This window comes from Micromonospora sp. NPDC005220, from assembly GCF_040607895.1.
Taxonomy (GTDB): Bacteria; Actinomycetota; Actinomycetes; order Mycobacteriales; family Micromonosporaceae; genus Micromonospora.
On the sequence record NZ_JBEXHP010000104.1, the window covers coordinates 1 to 19,553 of the forward strand.

At 70.5% G+C, this 19,553-nt stretch carries 15 protein-coding genes; 3 read left to right on the top strand and 12 right to left on the bottom strand.

The window, feature by feature from the left end:
• Window positions 1-117: 117 nt before the first annotated feature.
• The 9 genes from ABZU52_RS26515 to ABZU52_RS26555 form a co-directional block, all read right to left on the bottom strand.
• Window positions 118-1,452 (bottom strand): endo-1,4-beta-xylanase, encoded by a 1,335-nt coding sequence (locus tag ABZU52_RS26515; protein ID WP_354973696.1) that lies wholly within the window; start codon window positions 1,450-1,452, stop codon window positions 118-120.
• Window positions 1,453-1,566: 114 nt separating this feature from the next.
• Window positions 1,567-2,907, bottom strand: a complete 1,341-nt coding sequence (locus ABZU52_RS26520) for a PHB depolymerase family esterase (protein ID WP_354973682.1) — start codon at window positions 2,905-2,907, stop codon at window positions 1,567-1,569.
• A 286-nt stretch (window positions 2,908-3,193) separates the two neighbouring features.
• The gene (locus tag ABZU52_RS26525; RefSeq protein ID WP_354973683.1) at window positions 3,194-5,332 is read right to left on the bottom strand and encodes an alpha-glucuronidase; all 2,139 of its coding nucleotides are present in this window, start codon (window positions 5,330-5,332) and stop codon (window positions 3,194-3,196) included.
• Window positions 5,329-5,484, bottom strand: coding sequence for a Beta-galactosidase C-terminal domain (locus tag ABZU52_RS26530; RefSeq protein ID WP_354973684.1), 156 nt, complete (start codon window positions 5,482-5,484; stop codon window positions 5,329-5,331). The genes ABZU52_RS26525 and ABZU52_RS26530 overlap by 4 nt, the downstream gene beginning before the upstream one ends.
• Complete coding sequence (locus tag ABZU52_RS26535; RefSeq protein ID WP_354973685.1) at window positions 5,481-6,170, bottom strand: YesL family protein; 690 nt, start codon at window positions 6,168-6,170, stop codon at window positions 5,481-5,483. Before ABZU52_RS26535 ends, ABZU52_RS26530 begins: the two co-directional genes overlap by 4 nt.
• Window positions 6,171-6,253: 83 nt before the next feature.
• Window positions 6,254-7,891: an extracellular solute-binding protein gene (locus ABZU52_RS26540; protein WP_354973686.1), complete on the bottom strand. Its 1,638-nt coding sequence runs from the start codon at window positions 7,889-7,891 to the stop codon at window positions 6,254-6,256.
• A 56-nt stretch (window positions 7,892-7,947) separates the two neighbouring features.
• Entirely contained in the window at window positions 7,948-8,856 is a 909-nt protein-coding gene (locus tag ABZU52_RS26545) for a carbohydrate ABC transporter permease (protein WP_354973687.1), read from the bottom strand.
• Window positions 8,853-9,842 carry an ABC transporter permease subunit gene (locus ABZU52_RS26550; protein WP_354973688.1) on the bottom strand — a complete coding sequence of 330 codons (990 nt, stop codon included), beginning with the start codon at window positions 9,840-9,842 and terminating at the stop codon, window positions 8,853-8,855. Before ABZU52_RS26550 ends, ABZU52_RS26545 begins: the two co-directional genes overlap by 4 nt.
• Window positions 9,843-9,852: 10 nt before the next feature.
• Window positions 9,853-12,228, bottom strand: a complete 2,376-nt coding sequence (locus ABZU52_RS26555) for a glycoside hydrolase family 3 N-terminal domain-containing protein (RefSeq protein ID WP_354973689.1) — start codon at window positions 12,226-12,228, stop codon at window positions 9,853-9,855.
• A 318-nt stretch (window positions 12,229-12,546) separates the two neighbouring features.
• Here ABZU52_RS26555 and ABZU52_RS26560 point away from each other — a divergent pair, with 318 nt between their 5' ends.
• The 3 genes from ABZU52_RS26560 to ABZU52_RS26570 all read left to right on the top strand — a co-directional run bounded on the left by ABZU52_RS26560 (window position 12,547) and on the right by ABZU52_RS26570 (window position 16,145).
• On the top strand, window positions 12,547-13,581 hold the full coding sequence (locus ABZU52_RS26560; protein ID WP_354973690.1) for a LacI family DNA-binding transcriptional regulator: 1,035 nt from the start codon (window positions 12,547-12,549) through the stop codon (window positions 13,579-13,581).
• 21 nt (window positions 13,582-13,602) lie between these two features.
• Window positions 13,603-14,607: an acetylxylan esterase gene (locus ABZU52_RS26565; protein WP_354973691.1), complete on the top strand. Its 1,005-nt coding sequence runs from the start codon at window positions 13,603-13,605 to the stop codon at window positions 14,605-14,607.
• A 383-nt stretch (window positions 14,608-14,990) separates the two neighbouring features.
• Window positions 14,991-16,145 (top strand): cellulose binding domain-containing protein, encoded by a 1,155-nt coding sequence (locus ABZU52_RS26570; protein ID WP_354973692.1) that lies wholly within the window; start codon window positions 14,991-14,993, stop codon window positions 16,143-16,145.
• Window positions 16,146-16,248: 103 nt separating this feature from the next.
• On the opposite strand, the gene ABZU52_RS26575 is transcribed toward ABZU52_RS26570, so the two are convergent.
• The 3 genes from ABZU52_RS26575 to ABZU52_RS26585 form a co-directional block, all read right to left on the bottom strand.
• Window positions 16,249-16,713 (bottom strand): MaoC family dehydratase, encoded by a 465-nt coding sequence (locus tag ABZU52_RS26575; protein WP_354973693.1) that lies wholly within the window; start codon window positions 16,711-16,713, stop codon window positions 16,249-16,251.
• A gap of 17 nt (window positions 16,714-16,730) precedes the next feature.
• A complete protein-coding gene (locus ABZU52_RS26580) occupies window positions 16,731-17,879 on the bottom strand; it encodes an acyl-CoA dehydrogenase family protein (protein WP_354973694.1) in 1,149 nt (382 codons plus the stop codon).
• A gap of 46 nt (window positions 17,880-17,925) precedes the next feature.
• A partial coding sequence (locus ABZU52_RS26585; RefSeq protein ID WP_354973695.1) for a LuxR C-terminal-related transcriptional regulator occupies window positions 17,926-19,553 on the bottom strand: 1,628 nt, incomplete at its 5' end.

A 19,553-nucleotide genomic window follows, 5' to 3' on the forward strand; every position in this document is an offset into this window, starting at 1 on the left:
TCGGCCCGGGGGTTTGGTGCCCCAACCTTTTTGATCACCCGCTCGGGGTGGGGGGTGGGGTGGGGTGGGGTGTGGCCGGTGCGGGGCGGGGCGGCCTCCGCACCGGCCGGTGGGGCTTTAGCGGGCTGAGCAGGTGGGGCTGAGGCTGCCGGCGGTGCCGTTGGCCTGGAAGCCGAATTCGGTGGACTGTCCTGCGCCGACCTGGCCGTTGTACGACACGTTCGTCCAGGTTGTCGTGCCGGTGTTACCGCTGCGGTCGGCGCTCCACGCGTTGGTGACCGTCGCCCCCGACGGCAGCGCGATCGTCACCGTCCAGCCGTTGAGGGCCGACGAGCCAGCCGTCACCCGCACCGTGGCCACGAAGCCACCCGTCCACTGGTTCACCGACACCGTCGCGGTGCAGCCGCCCTGCCCCGGAGGCGGGGTGGTGGGCGGAGGAGTGGTGGGCGGAGGAGTCGTGGGCGGCGGGGTGGTCGGCGGAGGGGTGGTGGTCGGCGGGTCGGTGGGCGTGGTCCCGTTGTTCAACGCGGCGAGCACCGCGTCGTACGCCGCCTTCTTCGAGCCGTTGCTGTTGAACAACAACGGGGTCTGCGACGACCGCCACGAATCACTGTCGCGGATACCCCACACCGTGATCCCGTTGCACCGGGCCACGGCCAGGCAGTCCTCCACCACACTGCGATACGTGTTGGCCGGCGCGCCCTGGATGTCCAACTCGGTGATCTGCACGTCCACACCGAGCGCCGCGAAGCTCGACAGCGTGGTCCGGTAGTTGCTCACGTACGGGGAATCGTTGTTGAAGTGCGACTGGAACCCCACACAGTCGATCGGCACACCACGGGACTTGAAGTCGCGCACCATGTTGTACACGGCCTGGGTCTTCGCGTGCGTCCAGTTGTCGGTGTTGTAGTCGTTGTAGCAGAGCTTCGCGCCCGGGTCTGCCGCACGCGCCGCCCGGAACGCCGCCTCGATCCAGTCGTTGCCAGTGCGCTGCAGGTTCGAGTCACGACGCGCACCCGAACTACCGTCCGCGAACGCCTCGTTCACCACATCCCACGCCACGACCTGACCCCGGAAGTGCGTGGCCACCTGCGTCACGTGATTGAGCATCGCCTGCCGCAGCGCACTACCACTCATGCTCTGCATCCAGCCGGGCTGCTGCGAGTGCCACGCCAGGGTGTGGCCCCGCACGTTCATGCCACGGCTGCGGGCGTGGCTGACGATCTGCTCCGCCGCGCCGTAACTGAACCGACCCTGCTGCGGCTCGGTCGCATCGATTTTCATCTCGTTCTCGGGTGTCACCGAGTTGAACTCACGGTTCAAAATCGTGGTGTACGCGCTGTCGGACAACCTGCCCGCCGCCACCGCCGTACCGAAATAGCGACCCTTCTCGGCGGCGGACGCGCCGAGCGTCGTCCCGGCGGCGGCCGGCGTCGTCAGGAACAGCGCCATACCGGCGACGAGGGCGCCCGCGCCGGTCACCGCGATGGCGGCTCTCGATGCCGCCTTCCATCTCGCGTTTCTCATCGTGCGACTCCTTCTGAGGTGGTGGGGTGGGAAGGGAAATCAGGACACCGAACAGGCGGCACCGTTGAGGGCGAACGACGAGGGCTTGCCGGTGCCGCCCTCGTGGGTGGCCTGGAAGCCGATCTCGACCGACGCGTTCGGGGCGATGGTGGCGTTGTAGGAGACGTTGCGGGCGGTCACCGCACCGCTCGTCGGGGCGTACTGGGCGTTCCAGCCGCTGGTGATGCGCTGCCCGGTGGGCAGCGTGAAGGTCAGCGCCCAGCCGTTCACGGCGGTGGCACCGGTGTTGGTGATGACCACGCTCGCGGTGAGACCGGTGTTCCAGGCATTGACCGTGTAGCCGACCCGGCAGGCGCTCCCGGTCGGGGGCGGGGTCGTCGGGGGCGGGGTGGTCGGCGGCGGGGTCGTCGGGGGCGGGGTGGTCGGCGGCGGAGTCGTCGGCGGCGGAGTCGTCGGCGGCGCGGTGCCGTCCAGCCCGAAGAAGCGGATCACCTGCGCGGCGTCGACCGGCAGGTTGTGCGTGACACCCTGCATACTGATCGCCTCGACCGGCGCCATCGGGCCGCTGCTGCCGTACCGGGTGCGGGTGTAGCCGGACTGCGGGGAGTCGGTGTACGTCGGGGTCTGACTCAGCCCGTGCACGTTGGTCCACTGCTTGACCTGCTCACCGAAGTTCGGGTAGCGCAGCGTGTCATCGTTGGTGCCGTGCCAGATCTGCATTCGGGGCCGCTGGCCGGTGTAGCCGGGGTACGCCTCCCGGACCAGGTCACCCCACTGCTGCGCGGTCCGGATGAGCTGCCCGTTCGCGCACTGGCTGTTCCACTCCGAGGTGCCGCCGGTGGCGAAACAGGCGAACGGCACCCCGGCGAACGAGGCGCCCGCCGCGAACACGTCCGGGTAGTCACCCAGCATGACGTTGGTCATCATCGCCCCGGACGAGGTGCCGGTGGCGAAGATCCGCGCGGGGTCGGCGGAGTAGCGCTGCTTCACGTAGTCGACCATGGACATCAGCCCGACCGGGTCGCTGCCGCCGCCACGGCGCAACGCCTGCGGCGAGTAGACGTCCCAGCACTTGCTGCTGCGGGTGGCCGACGGGTAGATCACAATGAACCCGTACCGGTCCGCGAGGGACGCGTACTGGGTGCCGGAGTGGAACGCGGGGCCCGTGCCGGTGCAGTAGTGCATCGCCAGCAGGACGGCCGGTCGGGTCGCCACCCGGTCCGGGACGTACAGGTGCATCTGCAGGTTGGTGGGGTTGGTGCCGAAGTTCGTCACCTGCGTGAGCGTCGCCGCCGACGCGGGGGTGGCGAACGTCAACGCGGCGGCGGCCAGCGTCACGGCCGCCATGACGACGCCAAGCGTCCTTGTCTTCAGTGTCATGGTCGCGATCCCTTGGGAAAAAGGCGCGTGGAAGGGGACTTAAGTCGAGGACTGCCCTTCGCCCGACCTTGACCGCGGCTCGCGTGACCATGCCAGCTTCGATCGAGAACATTCGATTGTCAAGACTTCCGGAAACCTTTCGGTGCCACGGTTTCGGCGGCCACCTGCGCGGCAATCGGCTTCGGCGGGCACTGTCAGCGGCGACAGGTCGCGAGGAATTATCGGGACGTTTTCCGGAACCTGCCAGGGCGGCCCGACCGGGTGACTGGGCCGCACCTCACCGCCCTCAGTAGATCTCCCGCCCTCGCTCGTCCGGCACCCCGGACTTGCGGAAGAAGTACGTGTTGATCTGGTCGCGCCACTCGGTGGCGCACCGCACCTGCTCGTCGAGGCGTTCGGCGACCCGCTCGTACACGCTCGGGTCGATCATGCCGTGCAACGTCTGCCACCGTCGTCGCATCGCCGTCACCTGCTCGACGCCCGCGAAGTGGGTGTCGTAGATGTGCTGGATGACTGTCGAGCCGCTGTGCAGCACATGCCCGTACGGCACGTGGTGGAAGAAGAGCAGCAGCTCGTCCGGGCAGGTCTCGGGCGACTCGTACACCTCCGCCCAGTACGGCGGGTACTGGCCGGTGAAGCCGGTGCCCGACGCGCGGCTGCGGTCCACGCCCACACCGTCGCGGTCGGCGAAGTGGTAGGTGCCCCACCGCGTGTACTCGTACCCGTCGACGCCGGGGCCGTAGTGGTCGCCGGGGTTGACCATGAAGCCGACGCCCAGCGGGGCCGTGTAGCGCTCATAGGTGCGCCACGAGTCGTCCATGATCTCGTGCAGGGTCCGCCGTACCAGGTCCGCGTCGGCGGTCGCCGACGGCGGGAAGGTCAGCGTGATCCACTCGTCGAGGATCGCCGTCGGGTCCCGCCGAGGATCCCAGGCCAGCCGGCCGCACGTGTACAGGTTCGCCTGCGCCAACGGATGCCCGGTCCAGAAGAGGTCGTCGCCGACGTTGGCGACGGCGACCATCCCGCCGCCCGCTGCCGACTCTCCGGTGACCACGTCGGCGATCGTCCGTCCGCCCGGCCCCCAGGGGGCGAAGCGCAGCACCTCACTCCACCACGGGCCGAGGTGGCAGACGTGCCGCTGTTGACCCGTGTACTCCTGGGTCACCTGCAACTCCACCGCCACCCGGGTCGCCGGCATCGCGGCGAGCACCGGTGAGACCGGCTCGCGGGTCTGGAAGTCCACCGGGCCGAACTTCACCTGGACGACCACGTTGGTGCGGAACCGCCCGTCGAGCGGGGCGAAGTGGTCGTACGCGGCCCGGGCCCGGTCGGTGGACCGGTCCCGCCAGTCCTGGTGGTGGTTGTAGACGAACGCCCGCCAGTGCACCACTCCCCCGTGCGGGGCGAGCGCCTCGGCGAGGAGGTTCGCCCCGTCGGCGTGGTCACGGCCGTACGTGAACGGGCCGGGTTGCCCCTCCGAGTCGGCCTTCACCACATAACCGCCGAAGTCCGGGATCCGGTCGTACACCCGCCGGGTGGTCGCGGCCCACCAGACCCGCACCGTCTCGTCCAGCGGGTCGGCGGTGGGCAGCCCAGCGAGGACCACCGGTGCGGCGAAGCTGACCGACAGGTGCACCCGGATGCCGTACGGGCGCAGCACGTCCGCGATCTCGGCCACGTCGCCGAGCCGTTCGGTGAGCAGCAGCGCCTCCGTACGGGCCACGTTGACGTTGTTCACCGAGATCGCGTTGACCCCGCAGGAGGCCAGCAGCCGCCCATACTCCCGTACCCGGGCCAGGTCGCCGCGCGGACGGCCGTCCTGCCAGAAGATCGAGCCGCCCGCGTACCCCCGTTCGACCTGGCCCATCACCGGGTGCACGGCCACGTTGTCCCAGTGGTTCAGCATCCGTCGGCGCAGCGCCGGCCGGTGCCGCTCCGCAGGGCGGGCCGGGTCGAAGGCCGCCGCGCAGAGCCGGACCACGTGAAAGAGCCCGTACAGCAGTCCGGCGGGGGCGTCGGCCACCACCGCCGTCACGTCGCCGGCCCGGGCCAACACGAAACCCTCGTCGCCGAGCGTCCCGCCGTCGCCCAAGTCGGCCAGCGCCGCCTCTCCGGCGGCCCGCGCCGCCTCCACCGTCGGATTGGGTAGCTCGACCGCGTCGCGCAGAGCGAACACCAGGTCGACGTCGACGTCCCAGGAGGGGGAATGCCACACCCGCCCGCCGTACCGCGCGCAGGCACGCGAGACCTCGTTGAGGACGGTGTCGACGAGCATCCCCTCGCCGTGCAGGAGGATGCGGCGCGCGCCGAGCGACCGGAACGCCTCCGGGGGCAGCCAGGCCGGGTGGACACGCGGCTCGTCACCATCCATCGGCTCCTCGACGAACATCAGCTGCTCCAAGTCCACCGACTCTTCGGCGTTCACCGGTCCTCCTTCAGCACGACAACCCCGTACGGCGGCAGCCGCAGGGCCGCGCCGGCCGCCGTACGGCCGCCAGTGAGCAGGTCGACGCCGTTGGCGCGGGCGGTCACCTCGACCGGCTCGGCACGCACGGTGGCGCTGAGGGGCAGGCTCATCGGGTGAACTCCTTCCGGATCAGGTGGATCATCGGGTCGCTGACGCGCAGGAACGCCAGCACCGCGATCGACGCGAGCAGCATCAGCACCGCCTCGGAGAAGACCGCGGTGATCCCGGCCGCCGCGGCCAGCAGCAGGGCGTTGCCGACGGTGACGGCCGGGGTACGCACGAGGAAGTGCACTGACAGTCGGAGCACGTCCCGGGTGCGGAAGTCGAACAGCGAGGTGATCACCACGGCGTTGGCCGCGCAGAGTGTCACCGCCACCGCGATCAGCACCAGCGGTACCGTCCACCCGCTCGCCAGGCCGACCGCACCCCGGTAGGCAAGGTTCACGGCGAGCACTGCCAACCACAGCAGCGTCGGCACCCAGATGCGCAGCACGCCGATCGCGTTCGCCCGGTAGCCACGCCAGAACAGGGCGGCCGGGCGCAGGTCGGTCAGGTCGGTTCGCTGCTGGCGCAGGGCGTACAGGGCGGCGGAGATCGCCGGGCCGACCGGTACCAGGAAGAGCACGGCCAGTGGCAGGTTGCTGGGGTCGCGGCCCAGCAACAGCAGCGGGAGCAGGGTGGGCAGCGTGGTGAGCAGCAGGAGCAGCTCGACCACGAGCAGGATGTAGACCCGCGAGGTGATCCGCGACAGGGGGCCGTCGCCGAACTGTCGCCGGGTCTGGACCGCGCCACTCACGATCGCTCCCTCTGGTCGTCCGGCCGGTGGTCGCCGGAGGTCCGGTCGGGCCGCGACAGGCCGCCCGACCGGACTCCCGGTGATCAGCCGTTGTTCTTCTGGAACCGCTCGTACGCCTTGTTGACCAGGTCGATGTACTGGTCGGAGTTCTTGGCCTTCAGCTCGGCCACGTACGCGTCCCACTCGCTGAGCGGGCGCTGGCCCAGGGCGAACTTCAGCGTGTTCTGGGTGACGAAGTCCTTCAGCGGGGTCTCCCAGAGCGACACCTGCTCGCGCTCCTCGTCGGTCAACGGGGCGGGCGGGGGCACCTCCCGCGGCTTGCGCGCGTCCATCACCTTCTGGAACTCCAGCTCCTCCGGTGAGAAGAAGCCGCGGACCAGGTCGGGGCTGCCGCCGTAGGCGAAGACGCCGTTCTGGAAGCCGAAGTCCTTCTGCAGGTGCTTCGGGGCCTTCGGGTTGAGCCCGAGGAAGTCGACGCCGGGGTTGAGCGTGCGCTTGCCGGACGCGTCCTTGGTGAAGGTGGTGCCCTCGACGCCCCAGCGGGCGAACTCCAGGCCCGCGTCGGAATACCAGAGCCAGTCGATGAACTGCATCATGGCCACGAAGTTCTTGCTCTCCCGGGCCTTCGTGGAGATCATGATCCCGTTCTCCAGCCGGGGGAACGGGTTGATCTCACCGGCCGGGCCGATCGGCAGCGGGATCTTGGCCATCTTCGCGTTCGGCAGGGTCTTGGCCAGGTCGGGCCGGTGGTTGTTGACCAGGGTCTGCGCGTTGCCGGTGACCACGAAGGACTTGCCGTTGGCGAGCTTCTGGCGGGCCTGGTCGTCGGTCTGGGTGAAGCTCTCCGGGTCGAGCAGGCCCTCGGCGACGAGCTTGTGCAGGTAGGTGACCATCTGCTTGTACTGCTCGGAGGCGCCGGTGTAGGTGAACTTCTTCGCCGTCGGGTCCCAGGTGGCGTGCTGGTAGTCCCAGCCGGCCTGGGTGCCGTGGGCCGAGCCGAGGATGTTCAGCAGGGCGCCGGTCGGGTTCGGCTTGCTGAACAGGTCGGAGTACGGGTAGACGTTCGGGTACTTCGCCTTCATCGCCTTGAGCACGGTGTACAGCTCGTCCCAGGTCTTCGGGACGGCGAGCTTCAGCTCCTCCATGATGTCGGTGCGCACCAGCACCGTGTAGTCCTGGGTGGGCTTCTCGTGCAAGCCCGGCAGCAGGTAGAACTTGCCGTCGGCCTGCCGCAGGTTGTCGATCTCCGGCTTGAGGTTCCACTTGGCGATCTTGTCTTTGAGGTTGGGCATCAGGTCCAGGTAGTCGCTCACCGGGAGGATCGCCCCGGAGGAGACGAAGGCGTTCTCCTGCGGGTGGTACGTCTTCGGGATGATCAGCGGGGCGTCCCCGGCGCCGATCAGCAGGCTGCGCTTCTGCTCGTAGTCGCTCAGCGGCACGGCCACCGGCTCGATCTTGACATTGGTCCGCTTGGTGAGCTCCGACCAGAACAGCCAGTCTTCCTTGAGTGGGTAGAACGTGTGGTTGTTGTAGAGGGTGGAGAAGGAGAGCGCCTCGGTGGCCTTGAACTGGTCGCCGATGCCGTAGTTGGCCATCGCGCCGACCCGGTTCTCGGAGAGGTCCGTCGACTCACCGGGGTCCTCGGAACAGGCGGTGGCAAGGGAGAGCGCGAGCAGACCCGCGGTGGCTATCGCCACCCGGCGCCACGTCTTGTGGAGCATGGCTCGTCCTTTCGGTGGTGGTGGGGATTCACAGGGGATGCGGTGCAGCGCCGGCGTCATCCCTTGACCGCGCCGAGCATCACGCCGCGGACGAAGTACCGCTGGACGAAGGGGTAGATCGCCAGGATCGGCACTGTGGTGAGCACGATCGTGACGGCCTGGAGGGTGGCCGCGGCCTGGACCTTGTCGGCGTCGGCCGCGGCCGACTCGGCGCTGGTGGCACCCGCGATCAGGTTGCGCAGGTACACGGTGACCGGCAGCAGGTCCTGCTGGTCGATGTAGAGGAACGCGGTGAACCACGAGTTCCAGAAGGAGACCGCGTAGAAGAGCACCATCGTGGCGACGATCGCCTTCGACAGCGGCAGCACGATCCGCAGCAGGGTGCCGTACGTGTTCAGCCCGTCGACCGCCGCGGCCTCCTCCAGCTCGCTCGGCAGACTCTCGAAGAACGCCTTCATCACCAGCAGGTTGAACACGCTGATGGCGTTCGGGATCACCACGGCCCAGATGGTGTTCTTCATCCCCAGGCTGGTGACCAGCACGTAGTTGGGGATCAGACCACCGGAGAAGAACATGGTGAACAGCGCGACCCCGATGAGCACGCCGCGTCCCTTGAGCTGCGGTTTCGACAGCACGTACGCGTAACAGGTGGTCAGCACGATCGAGATGAGCGTCGCGACCACCGTGTACACCACCGTGTTGCGGTAGTTCGTCCAGAACATCGAGTCGGACATCACCAGCTTGTACGCGGTCAGGTCGAACCCACGCGGGACGCCGCTCACCTTCCCGGCGATGATGTACGCCTCTTCGCTGAGCGATCGGGCCACGATGGTGAGGAACGGGTACAGCGTCACGACCACGACGCCGAGCAGGACGACCGTGTTGACGATTCGGAAGATCCGGTAGCCCCGGCTGTCCACCGGCCCGCGCGTCTTCGGGGCGTCGATCTTCGTACCGAGGGTCACCACAGGCTCGTCCCCACCGTGCGACGGGAGATGACGTTCGCCGACAGGACGAGGATCAGCCCGATCACCGCCTCGAAGAGGCCGATGGCGGCCGCGTAGCTGAAGTTGCTCGACTGGAAGCCCATCCGGAACAGATAGGTGGAGACCACGTCGGCGGTCGGGTAGGTCAGCGGGTTGTAGAGCAGCAGGATCTTCTCGAACCCGACCGCCAGGAAGCTGCCGATGTTGAGGATCAGCAAGGTCACCATCGTCGGACGGATGCCGGGCAACGTGACGTGCCAGATCTGCCGCAGCCGGCTGGCGCCGTCGATCCGGGCGGCCTCGTACAGGTCCTCGTCGATGGTGGTGAGGGCGGCGAGGTAGAGGATCGTGCCCCAACCGACGGTCTGCCAGACCTCGGACGACACGTAGATGGTGCGGAACCACTCCGGTTGTTGCAGGAACGCCACGGCGTCCCCACCCACCAGCCGGACGAGTTGGTTGGCGGTGCCGTCGATCGAGGTCAGCTGCATGACCATCGCCGCCACGATCACGATCGACAGAAAGTGCGGCAGGTAGGACACCGACTGGACGAACCGCTTGAAGCGGCGGGCCCGGACCTCGTTGAGCAGCAACGCCAGCACGATCGGCAGCGGGAAACAGAACAGCAGGGTCAGCGTTCCGAGCACCAGGGTGTTGGTGAACACCTCCCAGAACGTCGGGTCGGTGAGGAACATCCGGAAGTAGCGCAGCCCGACCCAGTACTCACCGAAGATGCTGCCGCCCGGCTTGAACCGGCGGAAGGCGATGATGTTGCCGATCATCGGCAGGTACCGGAAGACCAGGAAGAACAGCAGCGGCAGGATGGCGAGGGAGTAGAGCTGCCAGTCCCGGCGCAGCGCCTGCCGCCAACTGCGACCGCGGCGGGGCGAGCGCGGGGCAGGGCTCTGTGCCGCCGTGGGAGAACGCGGCGGCGCCGGCGGCGGTGGCCGCAGGGTGGATGTCATCCTCGGCCTCCTATGCCGACTGTGGAACAGCCACGAGGGGCTCGACCCGCACCGAGGTGAGCAGTTCCCGCTCGTAGCCGACCTGGCGCTCGACGCCGACCAGTCGCAGCGGCAGGGCCGCCGCCACGTCGCCGCTGGATCGGCCGAAGCGCAGCTCGACGTCGCCGGGCTCGACGATCCGCCGGCCGGCCAGACCGGTGAACGACGCCACGTCGGCCGGTACGCCGAACGTCACGTGCGCCACCTCGCCGGGCGCCAACGGCAGTCGGGTGTAGCCGATCAGCCGGACCACCGGACGGGTCGTCTGTGCGACCGGGTCGTGCAGGTAGAGCTGCACGACCTCGGTGCCGGACCGCCCACCGGTGTTGGTGACGGTGATCCGCACCCGCACCTCGCCGTCGACCGGCCAGGTCGCCGGTTCGTCGCGGGTCCCGTCCGCCGGCTCGACCACCGTCGCGTCGGACCACTCGAAGGTGGTGTAGCTCAGCCCGTGGCCGAACGGGTACGCCGGGGTCGGGTCGATCGAGGAGACCTTGTTGCGCTGGCCGAGCGGTGGCGCGAGGTAGGTGCTCGGCATTCCGCCGGCGTCGCGGGGAACACTGACCGGCAACCGCCCGGAGGGGTTCACCGCGCCGGTGAGCACCTCGGCGAGCGCCTGCCCACCGAGCTGACCGAGGAAGAACGCCTGCACCACGGCGGCCACGCCGTCGAACTCCGGGCCGAGCGCGTAGGGGCGGCCGGCCATCAACACCAGGACGACCGGCGTGCCGGTGGCGAGGACAGCGCGGACGAGGTCGGCCTGTACGCCGGGCAGTCGCAGGTCGACGGCGTCGCAGCCCTCACCGGAGGTGCCCCGGCCGAACATTCCCGCCCGGTCGCCGACGGCCAGCACGCACACGTCCGCGGTGGTGGCCGCGCCGACCGCGGCCGGGATACCGGAGGTGTCGTCGCCGGTGATGGCGCACCCGGACTCGTGGGTGAGCATCGGGACGCGTCGGGCCAGTTCGTCGCGCAGGGTGGGGATGTCCAGCCCGAGCCCGAAGTCGCCGTGGTGGACGCCCACGTGGTTGGGGAACGAGTAGCAGCCGAGCATGGCCATCGGGTCGTCGGCGAGCGGGCCGACCACTGCCACCCGGGTGGCCGCGCGCAGCGGGAGGACACCTGTGTTACGCAGCAGGACGACTGACTCGCGGGCCAGTCGCACGGCGATGTCCTGGCTGGCCTCGTCGTCGAGGCGCAGCGACGCCACGTCGTCGGGCAGCGCCTGCCAGCCCTCGTCGAGCAGACCGAGCTCGATCTTCTGGATCAGCACCCGACGCAGCGCACAGTCGACCAGCGCCTCGTCGACCTCGCCGCGGCGCACCGCCTCCACCAGCGGTTCACCGAAGGCGTCCACTGTGGGCAGCTCGACGTCGATCCCGGCGCGCAGGGCGAGCCGGGCCGCGTCGGCGGCATCCCCGGCGACTCCGTGCAGGGTCTGCAGGAACCGTACGGCGAAGTAGTCGGCCACCACCGTCCCGGTGAAGCCCCACTCGTCGCGCAGCAGCCCGGTCAGCAGCCCACGGTCGGCCGCGACGGGTAGGCCGTCGATCTCGGCGTACGAGTTCATCACCGAGCGGGCGCCGCCGAGGCGTAGCGCCATCTCGAACGGCGGCAGGATGACGTCGGCCAGCTCGCGGCTGCCCATCGGCACCGGCGCCAGGTTGCGTCCGCCGCGGGAGGCGGAGTAGCCGGCGAAGTGCTTCAGCGTGGCCACCACACCGGCCCGCTCCAGGCCCCGCACGTACGCGGCGCCTGTCGTCCCGACCAGGTAGGGGTCCTCGCCGATCGTCTCCTCGGTACGACCCCAGCGGTAATCCCGGGTGACGTCCAGGACCGGGGCGAGACCCTGGTGCACACCGGCGGCGCGCATCGACCGTCCGATCCGGTCGGCCATCGCCTCAACCAGGTCGGGGTCGAAGGACGCACCCCAGCTGAGCGGGGTCGGGTAGACGGTGGCCCGCCACGCCGCGAACCCGGTGAGGCACTCCTCGTGCACCTGCGCGGGAATGCCGAACCGGCTGGCGGCCACGATCTGCGCCTGCGAGGCCGCCAACGACCGGGCGCCCAGCACCGGGTCGACCGGGGCGGTGCCGAACGGGCGGGTGAGCTGGCCCAGGCCGTACTGGATGACGGTGCTCCACGGCGGCAACTCGCTGATCATGTCCGATTGGTGCGGTGCGACGCCCTCGCCGCTGGCCTCGGCACCGACCCAGACCCCGATGAGCTGGGCGATCTTTTCTTCGAGGGACATCAATGGCAGGAGCGCTTCGGCCCGCTCGGTCGGCGACAGCCGCTGATCACGCCACGGCACGGCGTCGCCGTCCCCGAGCGACTGACTGTTCATGCCCTGACCCCTTAGCTCCGGCCACATCCCCGGGCCTGGTGGAACCAGCTCCGTGGCGGACGTTTCTCACGATCCGAAACTTTCCGGAAACCTGCGTAACCTTTTCGGCAACCTAAGTGCCGCATCGATACCTGTCAAGGGTCCCAATCGGACTACCAGGCGGTGTTTCCTGCACAGGGTGACTTCGCAGTCGGCACTCCGTCGCCAATGATCTGCGCGGTGACCCGCGTATGGACAACCCGGTTGTGGCACCGACTAGCGTGAATGTCTCATCATGTTAAGGTCGGCCGAAACTTTCGGATGTTGTATGAGGCCGCGATGACTGAGCACCGCCCGCTCGACCTACCCGCCTCCACCACCATCGCGACCATCGCCAACGATGTCGGCGTCTCGGTCGCGACCGTGTCCAAGGTCCTCAACGGGCGCGGCGATGTCGCCCCCGGCACCAGAGCCCGGGTGGAGGCGAGCCTCGACCGCCACCAGTACCAGCGCCGTGCCCGGCGACACGCGACCGCCAGCGGCCGGGTGGACCTCGTGTTCCACGAGTTCGACACGGGTTGGGCGATGGAGATCCTGCGGGGCGTCGAGGCGGTGACCTCCGCGGCCGGCATCGGATTGTCGATCGCCCAGCTCGACGGGGCGCACCGCCCGCCAGCACGATGGCTGGAGGCGTTGCTCGCCGACCGCCCCCTGGGCGTGGTGTTCGTCCTCTCCCACCTGGCCGAGGCCCAACAGCAGCACCTGCGGCGGCAGGGCATACCGTTCGTCGTCGTCGACACCGACAGCGCGACCTCGGCCTCCGTGCCCACCGTCGGCTCGAACAACTGGAACGGCGGCCTGCTGGCCGCTCGGCATCTGCTGGACCTGGGGCACCGACGGATCGCCATCATCTCCGGGCCACCCGACGTGCTGTGCAGCCGCGCCCGCGCCGCCGGCTTCCAGTCGGCACACGACGAAGCCGGGCTGGCGGTCGACCGCGAGCTGATCCGCTACGGCAGTTTCTCCGCCGGAGCCGGGCACGCCCACGGGCTGCAACTGCTTCAGCGGCCGGACCGGCCCACGGCGATCTTCGCCGGCTCGGACATCCAGGCGATGGGGGTGCTCCGGGCCGCCCGTCAGTGCGGCCTGCGCGTGCCCGAGGACCTTTCGGTGATCGGGTACGACAACCTGCCGGTCTCCGCCTGGACCGACCCGGCCCTCACCACGATCAACCAGCCGTTGCGCGACATGGCCGGCATCGCCACCCAGATGCTGCTCGACCTGACCCGAGGGAACGAGCCGGCGACCAGCCGGATCGACCTGGTGACCGAGTTGGTCATCCGGGAGAGCACCGCGCCCCCCAACCCGCACTGACCCCGGCCCCTGCGAGGACCCGTGCCCCACTCCGCCTTCACCTTCGACGAACTCCAGCGGTACGCACCAGAGGGCGCCGAGCCGGCCGACTTCGACGAGTTCTGGCGGGACACGCTCGCCGAGGCGGCCGCCGCGCCGGTGCTCGTCGACGTCCGTCCCGAACCGACCGAGCTGCGGCTGCTCGACTCCTGGGACGTCACGTTCGCCGGCTTCGGCGGTGACCCGGTCCGCGCCTGGTACACCCGCCCCGCTGGTGTCCGGGAGCCGCTGCCGGTCGTGATCGAGTACGCCGGCTACGGTCGCGGCCGCGGCCTGCCCCACGAACGGCTGACCTGGCCGGTGGCCGGGTACGCGCACCTGCTGATGGACAACCGGGGCCAGGCGGGGCAGTACGGCGCCGGGGACACTCCCGACCCGCACGGCGCGCCCGGCGGGCCGTGGCCGGTCACCTGGGGGATCCTCGATCCGCGTGACTACCACTACCGCCGCCTGATCACCGACGCGGTCCGGGCGGTCGACGCGGCCCGCGCGCTGCCGGGGGTCGAGGGTGACCGGGTCAGCGTGGTCGGCAACAGCCAGGGCGGCGGCATCGCCTTGGCGGTGGCCGGTCTCGTGGACGATCTCAGCGCGGTGCTGACCACCGCACCGTTCCTGTGCGACATGCGCCGCGCCGTCGCGCTCACCGACCTCGCGCCGTACGGCGAGATCGCCCGGTACCTGGCCGTGCACCGGGAGGCCGAGGAGGCGGTGTGGCGCACGCTGTCCTATGTCGACGGGGTGAGCTTCGCGCGCCGGGCGACGGCGCCGGCGCACTTCGGGGTCGGCCGGCGGGACACCGTCTGCCCACCGCGAACAGCCTTCGCCGCCTACAACCACTACGGTGCCGCGAACGGGCGACCGGTCCCACCCGAGCGGGAGATGCACGTCTACCCGTTCAACGGCCACGAGGGCGGCGAGGCCGTCCACGTCCGGCGTCAGCTGCGCTGGCTGGGCGCGGTGCTGCAGCCCGCCCCCGCGCCTCGTTGAGCAGTCACCTTGACTTCAACCACCATTCAAGTCCTAGCGTCGCCACAACAGTCGTCGAGGCCGGTCCGGACGGCGGGCCATGGCCGAGTGGGGGGCAGACGCGGTTGTCGGCTCGCTCCGGGCACCGCAGGCAGGGCCCGGAGCTCGCCGCGACGGTGGACAGCGATCGTGATTCGTCTATTGCTCGTGTTAGCGATAACACGCTATGGTGCGTCCGGCGAGGTGCAGGGCACACGTCGCTTGGCTCAGCGATACGACCGCCAGCGACGACATCCGGGCTCTGGTCGTTCCGCGCAGCGGCACTTTCCCGTACCGCACGAATGGCGGCTCCCGTCTCGTCGGTGGCCGCTGTCGTCACGCACCCCACCACCAGAGGAAGTCCCATGCCCAGTCCAACACTTGTCCCACCTGTCCCTCTCGCACCGACCGGCAGCGCACCGACGTCGAGGCCCCGGCGGGTCAGCCGGTGGTGGACGGCGCTGGCCGCCGTCGCCGCCCTGGTCGCCGCCGTACCGATCGCGACCACTCCCGCCAACGCGGAGTCCAACGGTGGCGTACGCGTGATGCCGCTCGGCGACTCGATCACCGACGGATTCAACGTTCCCGGCGGTTACCGGATCGAGTTGTGGCAACGGTTCACCTCCGGTGGTTACCGGATCGACTTCGTCGGCTCCCAGTTCAACGGGCCGGCCAGCCTCGGCGACCACGACCACCAGGGCCACTCCGGCTGGACGATCGCCCAGATCGACGCCAACGTCGTCAACTGGTTGCGGGCCACCAACCCGCGGACCGTGCTGCTGCACATCGGCACCAACGACATGTACGGCGACACGTCCGGGGCCCCGTCCCGACTGGCCACGCTCGTCGACCGGATCACCAACACCGCCCCGAACGCGGACGTGTTCGTCGCGACGATCATCCCCAAGTCCGGCGCGGACACTCAGGTCCGGGGCTACAACGCCGCGATCCCCGGGATCGTGCAGAGCCGGGCCGCCGCCGGGAAGCGCGTACACCTGGTCGACATGTACCGTGCCCTGACGCTGAGCGACCTGGCCGACGGGGTGCACCCGAACGCCACGGGCTACCGCAAGATGGCCGACGCCTGGTACGACGCTCTCCGTACCGTGCCCGGCAGCATCGGGGGCGACACGCCTCCGACCACGCCCCCGCCCACCACGCCGCCGCCCACCACTCCCCCGCCGACCACTCCCCCGCCGGCCGGTGGCTGCCGCGTCACGTACACGGTCAACGCCTGGAACACCGGTCTCACCGCGTCGGTCTCGGTGACCAACACCAGCAGCACACCGGTCAACGGTTGGGCCCTGGCGTTCACGCTGCCCGGTGGGCAGACCATCACCAGCGGTTGGAACGCCAGCTACTCCCCGTCCAGCGGAGCGGTGACCGCCCGCAACGTCTCCTACAACGCGACGATCGCGCCGAACACCTCGGTCGACATCGGCTTCCAGGCAACCCACACGGGGAGCACCGGCCGACCGTCCGCGTTCACCCTCAACGGCACCGCCTGCGCGGTCGCCTGACCCCACCCGGTGCGGTGCCGGGCAACAGTGGCCCGGCACCGCATCCCGCATCGGCCCGTCGACCGGAGACGCCGCGTCGCGGCACCTCGCCGAACTGGGTGGGTCACTGCTCCACGGCGCGGTAGAGCCGGCTCACCGTCTCGGCCACGCAGACCGGCTTGCCGCCGCTGTCGCTCTCCACGGTGACGGTCACGACCAGCTGGACGCCGCCGCTCACCGGCGACACGTCGGCGATGGTGGCGGTGGCGCGTACGGCGGCGCCGACCCGCAGCGGCGCGGGGAACCGCACCCGGTTCAGCCCGTAGTTGACGCCCATCGCCACCCCCTCCACCCGGTAGAGCCCGCCGGCCAACGCCGGCAACAGCGACAGGGTGAGGTACCCGTGCGCGATCGTCCCGCCGAACGGCCCCGCCGCGGCGCGGACCGGGTCGACATGGATCCACTGGTGGTCGTCGGTGGCGTCGGCGAAGAGGTCGACGCGGCCCTGCTCGACGCGCTGCCACGGACCGGGCCCGAGGCTCTCGCCGGTCGCGGCGGCCAGTTCCTCGAACGAGGTGAAGACTCTCATGCCGGATCTCCCTACAGCTAGAAGGCGTTGACGCCGGTGAGCGCGCGTCCGATGAGGAGTTGCTGGATCTGACTGGTGCCCTCGTAGAGCGTGGCCACCCGGGCGTCGCGCAGGTACTTGCCGACCGGGTACTCGTCGATGTAGCCGTACCCGCCGAACACCTGGACCGCGTTGTTGGCCGCGCGGACGGCGGCCTCACTGGCGAAGAGCTTGGCCATCGACGCCTCGGTGGCGAACGGCTGGTCGCGGTCGATCAGGTCGGCCACCTGCCACACCAGCAGCCGGGCGGCGGCGGTGTCCACCGCGATGGCGGCGAGCAGTTGTTGGACGAGTTGGTGCCCGGCGATCGGCTTGCCGAACTGGGTCCGCTGCCCGGCGTAACCGACCGCCGCGTCGAGGCAGCCCTGGGCGATGCCGACACACCCGGCGGCCACCGACATCCGACCCTTGGCGAGGGTGGCCAGGGCCAGCCGGAACCCGCCGCCCTCGACGCCGAGGCGGGCCGTGTCCGGCACCCGTACCTCGTCGAAGCCCAGCTCGCCGGTGGCCTGACCGCGCAGCCCGAGCTTGCCGTGGATCTCCCGCCGGGTCAGCCCGGGGCTGTCGGTGGGCACCAGGAACGCGCTGATCCCCCGGTGCCCGGGGCCGCCGGTGCGGGCGAAGACCAGCGCGACGTCCGCTGTGGTGCCGTTGGTGATGAACGTCTTCGTGCCGGTGAGCAGCCAGTCGGTGCCGTCGCGGACCGCCCGGGTACGCAGGGCGGCCGCGTCCGACCCGCTGTCCGGCTCGGTGAGGGCGAAGCAGCCGAGCGCGCTGCCCGCGCAGAGCTTCGGCAGCCACTCGGCCCGCTGTTCCGCGCTGCCGTACGCGGCGATCGACTTCGCGACCAGGCCGAGGGAGACCGAGACGATGCCACGTACCGCCGAGTCGCCCCGGCCCAGCTCTTCCAGGACCAGGCAGTACGCGAGGTGGTCACCGCCGGAACCGCCGTCGGCCTCGTCGATGGTCAGCCCCAGGAAGCCCAGGTCACCGAGCATGCCGACGATGGCGGGGTCGACCGATTCGCGGCGATCCCAGGCGGCCGCGTGCGGCAGCAGCTCGCGGTCGGCGAACTCGGCGGCCAGCTGGCGGACCGCCGCCTGCTCGGCGGAGAGGGTGAGGTCCATGACGCTCAAACTAGCGGTGATAGTTTAATGCGTCCAGACCGGACGATCATCGGTCGGAGGCCAGACCGACGTGCCGCTCGGCGGTGAACGCGCGGGCCAGCTCGGTACGCGACCGGATGCCCAGCCGGTGGAACACGTTGCGCAGGTGGTGGTCGACCGTACGGGTGGAAAGAAACATCCGGGCGGCGATCTCCCGGTTGGTGGCGCCCTCGGCGACCAGTTCGGCGATCCGCAGCTGCTGGCCGGTCAGCAACCGCGCCGCGGGCAGGTCCGGCGGACCGATCGACTCCCCGGCCGCCCGCAGCTCCGTGGTGGCCTGCTCGGCCCAGCGCTCCACCCCGAGCAGGCTGAACACCTCGCGGGCCTGGTGCAGGTGCGTCCGCGCGTCGCGAGGGCGACGACTGCGGCGCAACTCCTGCCCGAAGAGCAGTTCGGTGCGGGCCCGCTCGAACGTGCCGGCCTCGGTCGGGTGCAGGCGCAGCGCCGCCTGGAAGTGCCGTTCCGCCTCGGCGCCGCCCCGGGTTGCCAGCAGCGCGTGGCACCGCGCGGACAGGGCCCGGCGCAGCGGGCTCGCGGTACTGCTGGCCCACCTGTCGAACACGGCGAGCGCGGCCGTCGCCGCCGGCCGGTGCGTCAGGTGCGCCGCCGCCTCCACCAGGTACGGGGTGGCCATCACCTGCACGAGGACCTGCCCCCGACCGGTGCCGAGCCGGGCCAGCGACGCCAGCCGGTCCGCTGCCTCGGCGTGCCGGCCGTCGACCAGGTCGAGCACCGCCAGGGCCCACGCGGCGAGCGCGTGCGGGCGGCTGCCCGGCGTCGGCGACTCGCCGATCTCGCGGACCCGCCGCAGGCTGGTGTCCCGGTCGGCCCGGATCGCGGCGAGGACGGCGAGCATGCCCAGATGGACGTTGGCGCAGTTGACCTGGCCGGTGGCACGGGCGACGCGCAGCCCGTCGCGGGAGGTCTCCGCCGCCGCCTCGTGTCGACCCAGCCAGTACTCGGCGACCGCCCGCAGCTCCAACGCCCGCGACAGCATGGACAGCTCGCCCCGTTCCCGGGCCAACTCGACAGCGCGTTCGGCGAGCCGGTGGGCGGCGCCGTCCACGGCCACCAGCAGGCCGGCTGTCGCGGCGCAGCTGAGCGCGGTGGGGGTCAACGCCTGACCGGTCAGCCGGCCGCCCAGCACCATGGCGCGGCGCAGCGCGGGCCCGGCCCGCTCGTGGTCGCCCCGCAGGGTCGCCGCCACCCCGGCGAGCAGACAGCCCATGACCTCCAGGGCCGGCGGGTCGTCCGGACGACGCAACGCCAGTGCCCGTCGGCCGACCTCCGCGTACCGGTACTGGTCGCCGGCGAAGCAGACCGCCTCGCCGGCCCGCACCAGCCCGGTCAACGCCAGCGCGCGGTCGGTGTCGTCCACCGCCGCGGCCGAGGCCAGCAACATGGCCGACGCACTCGACGCGGTGCCGCAGCGCAACTCCAGCTCACCGCGGAGCAAATCGGCGCGGCCCCGGACGCCCGGGTCGGTGCAGACCGCGCGGAGGCGGTCGAGCAGCAACCGGGCCGCGTCGGGTTGCCCCCCGGCCCAGGCGTACCGGGCGGCGGTCAGCAGCCGGGCGGCGGGTGGACAACCCGACCGCCGGTGCCTCCGCCTCGGTCTCCCCCACGCCCACCGGC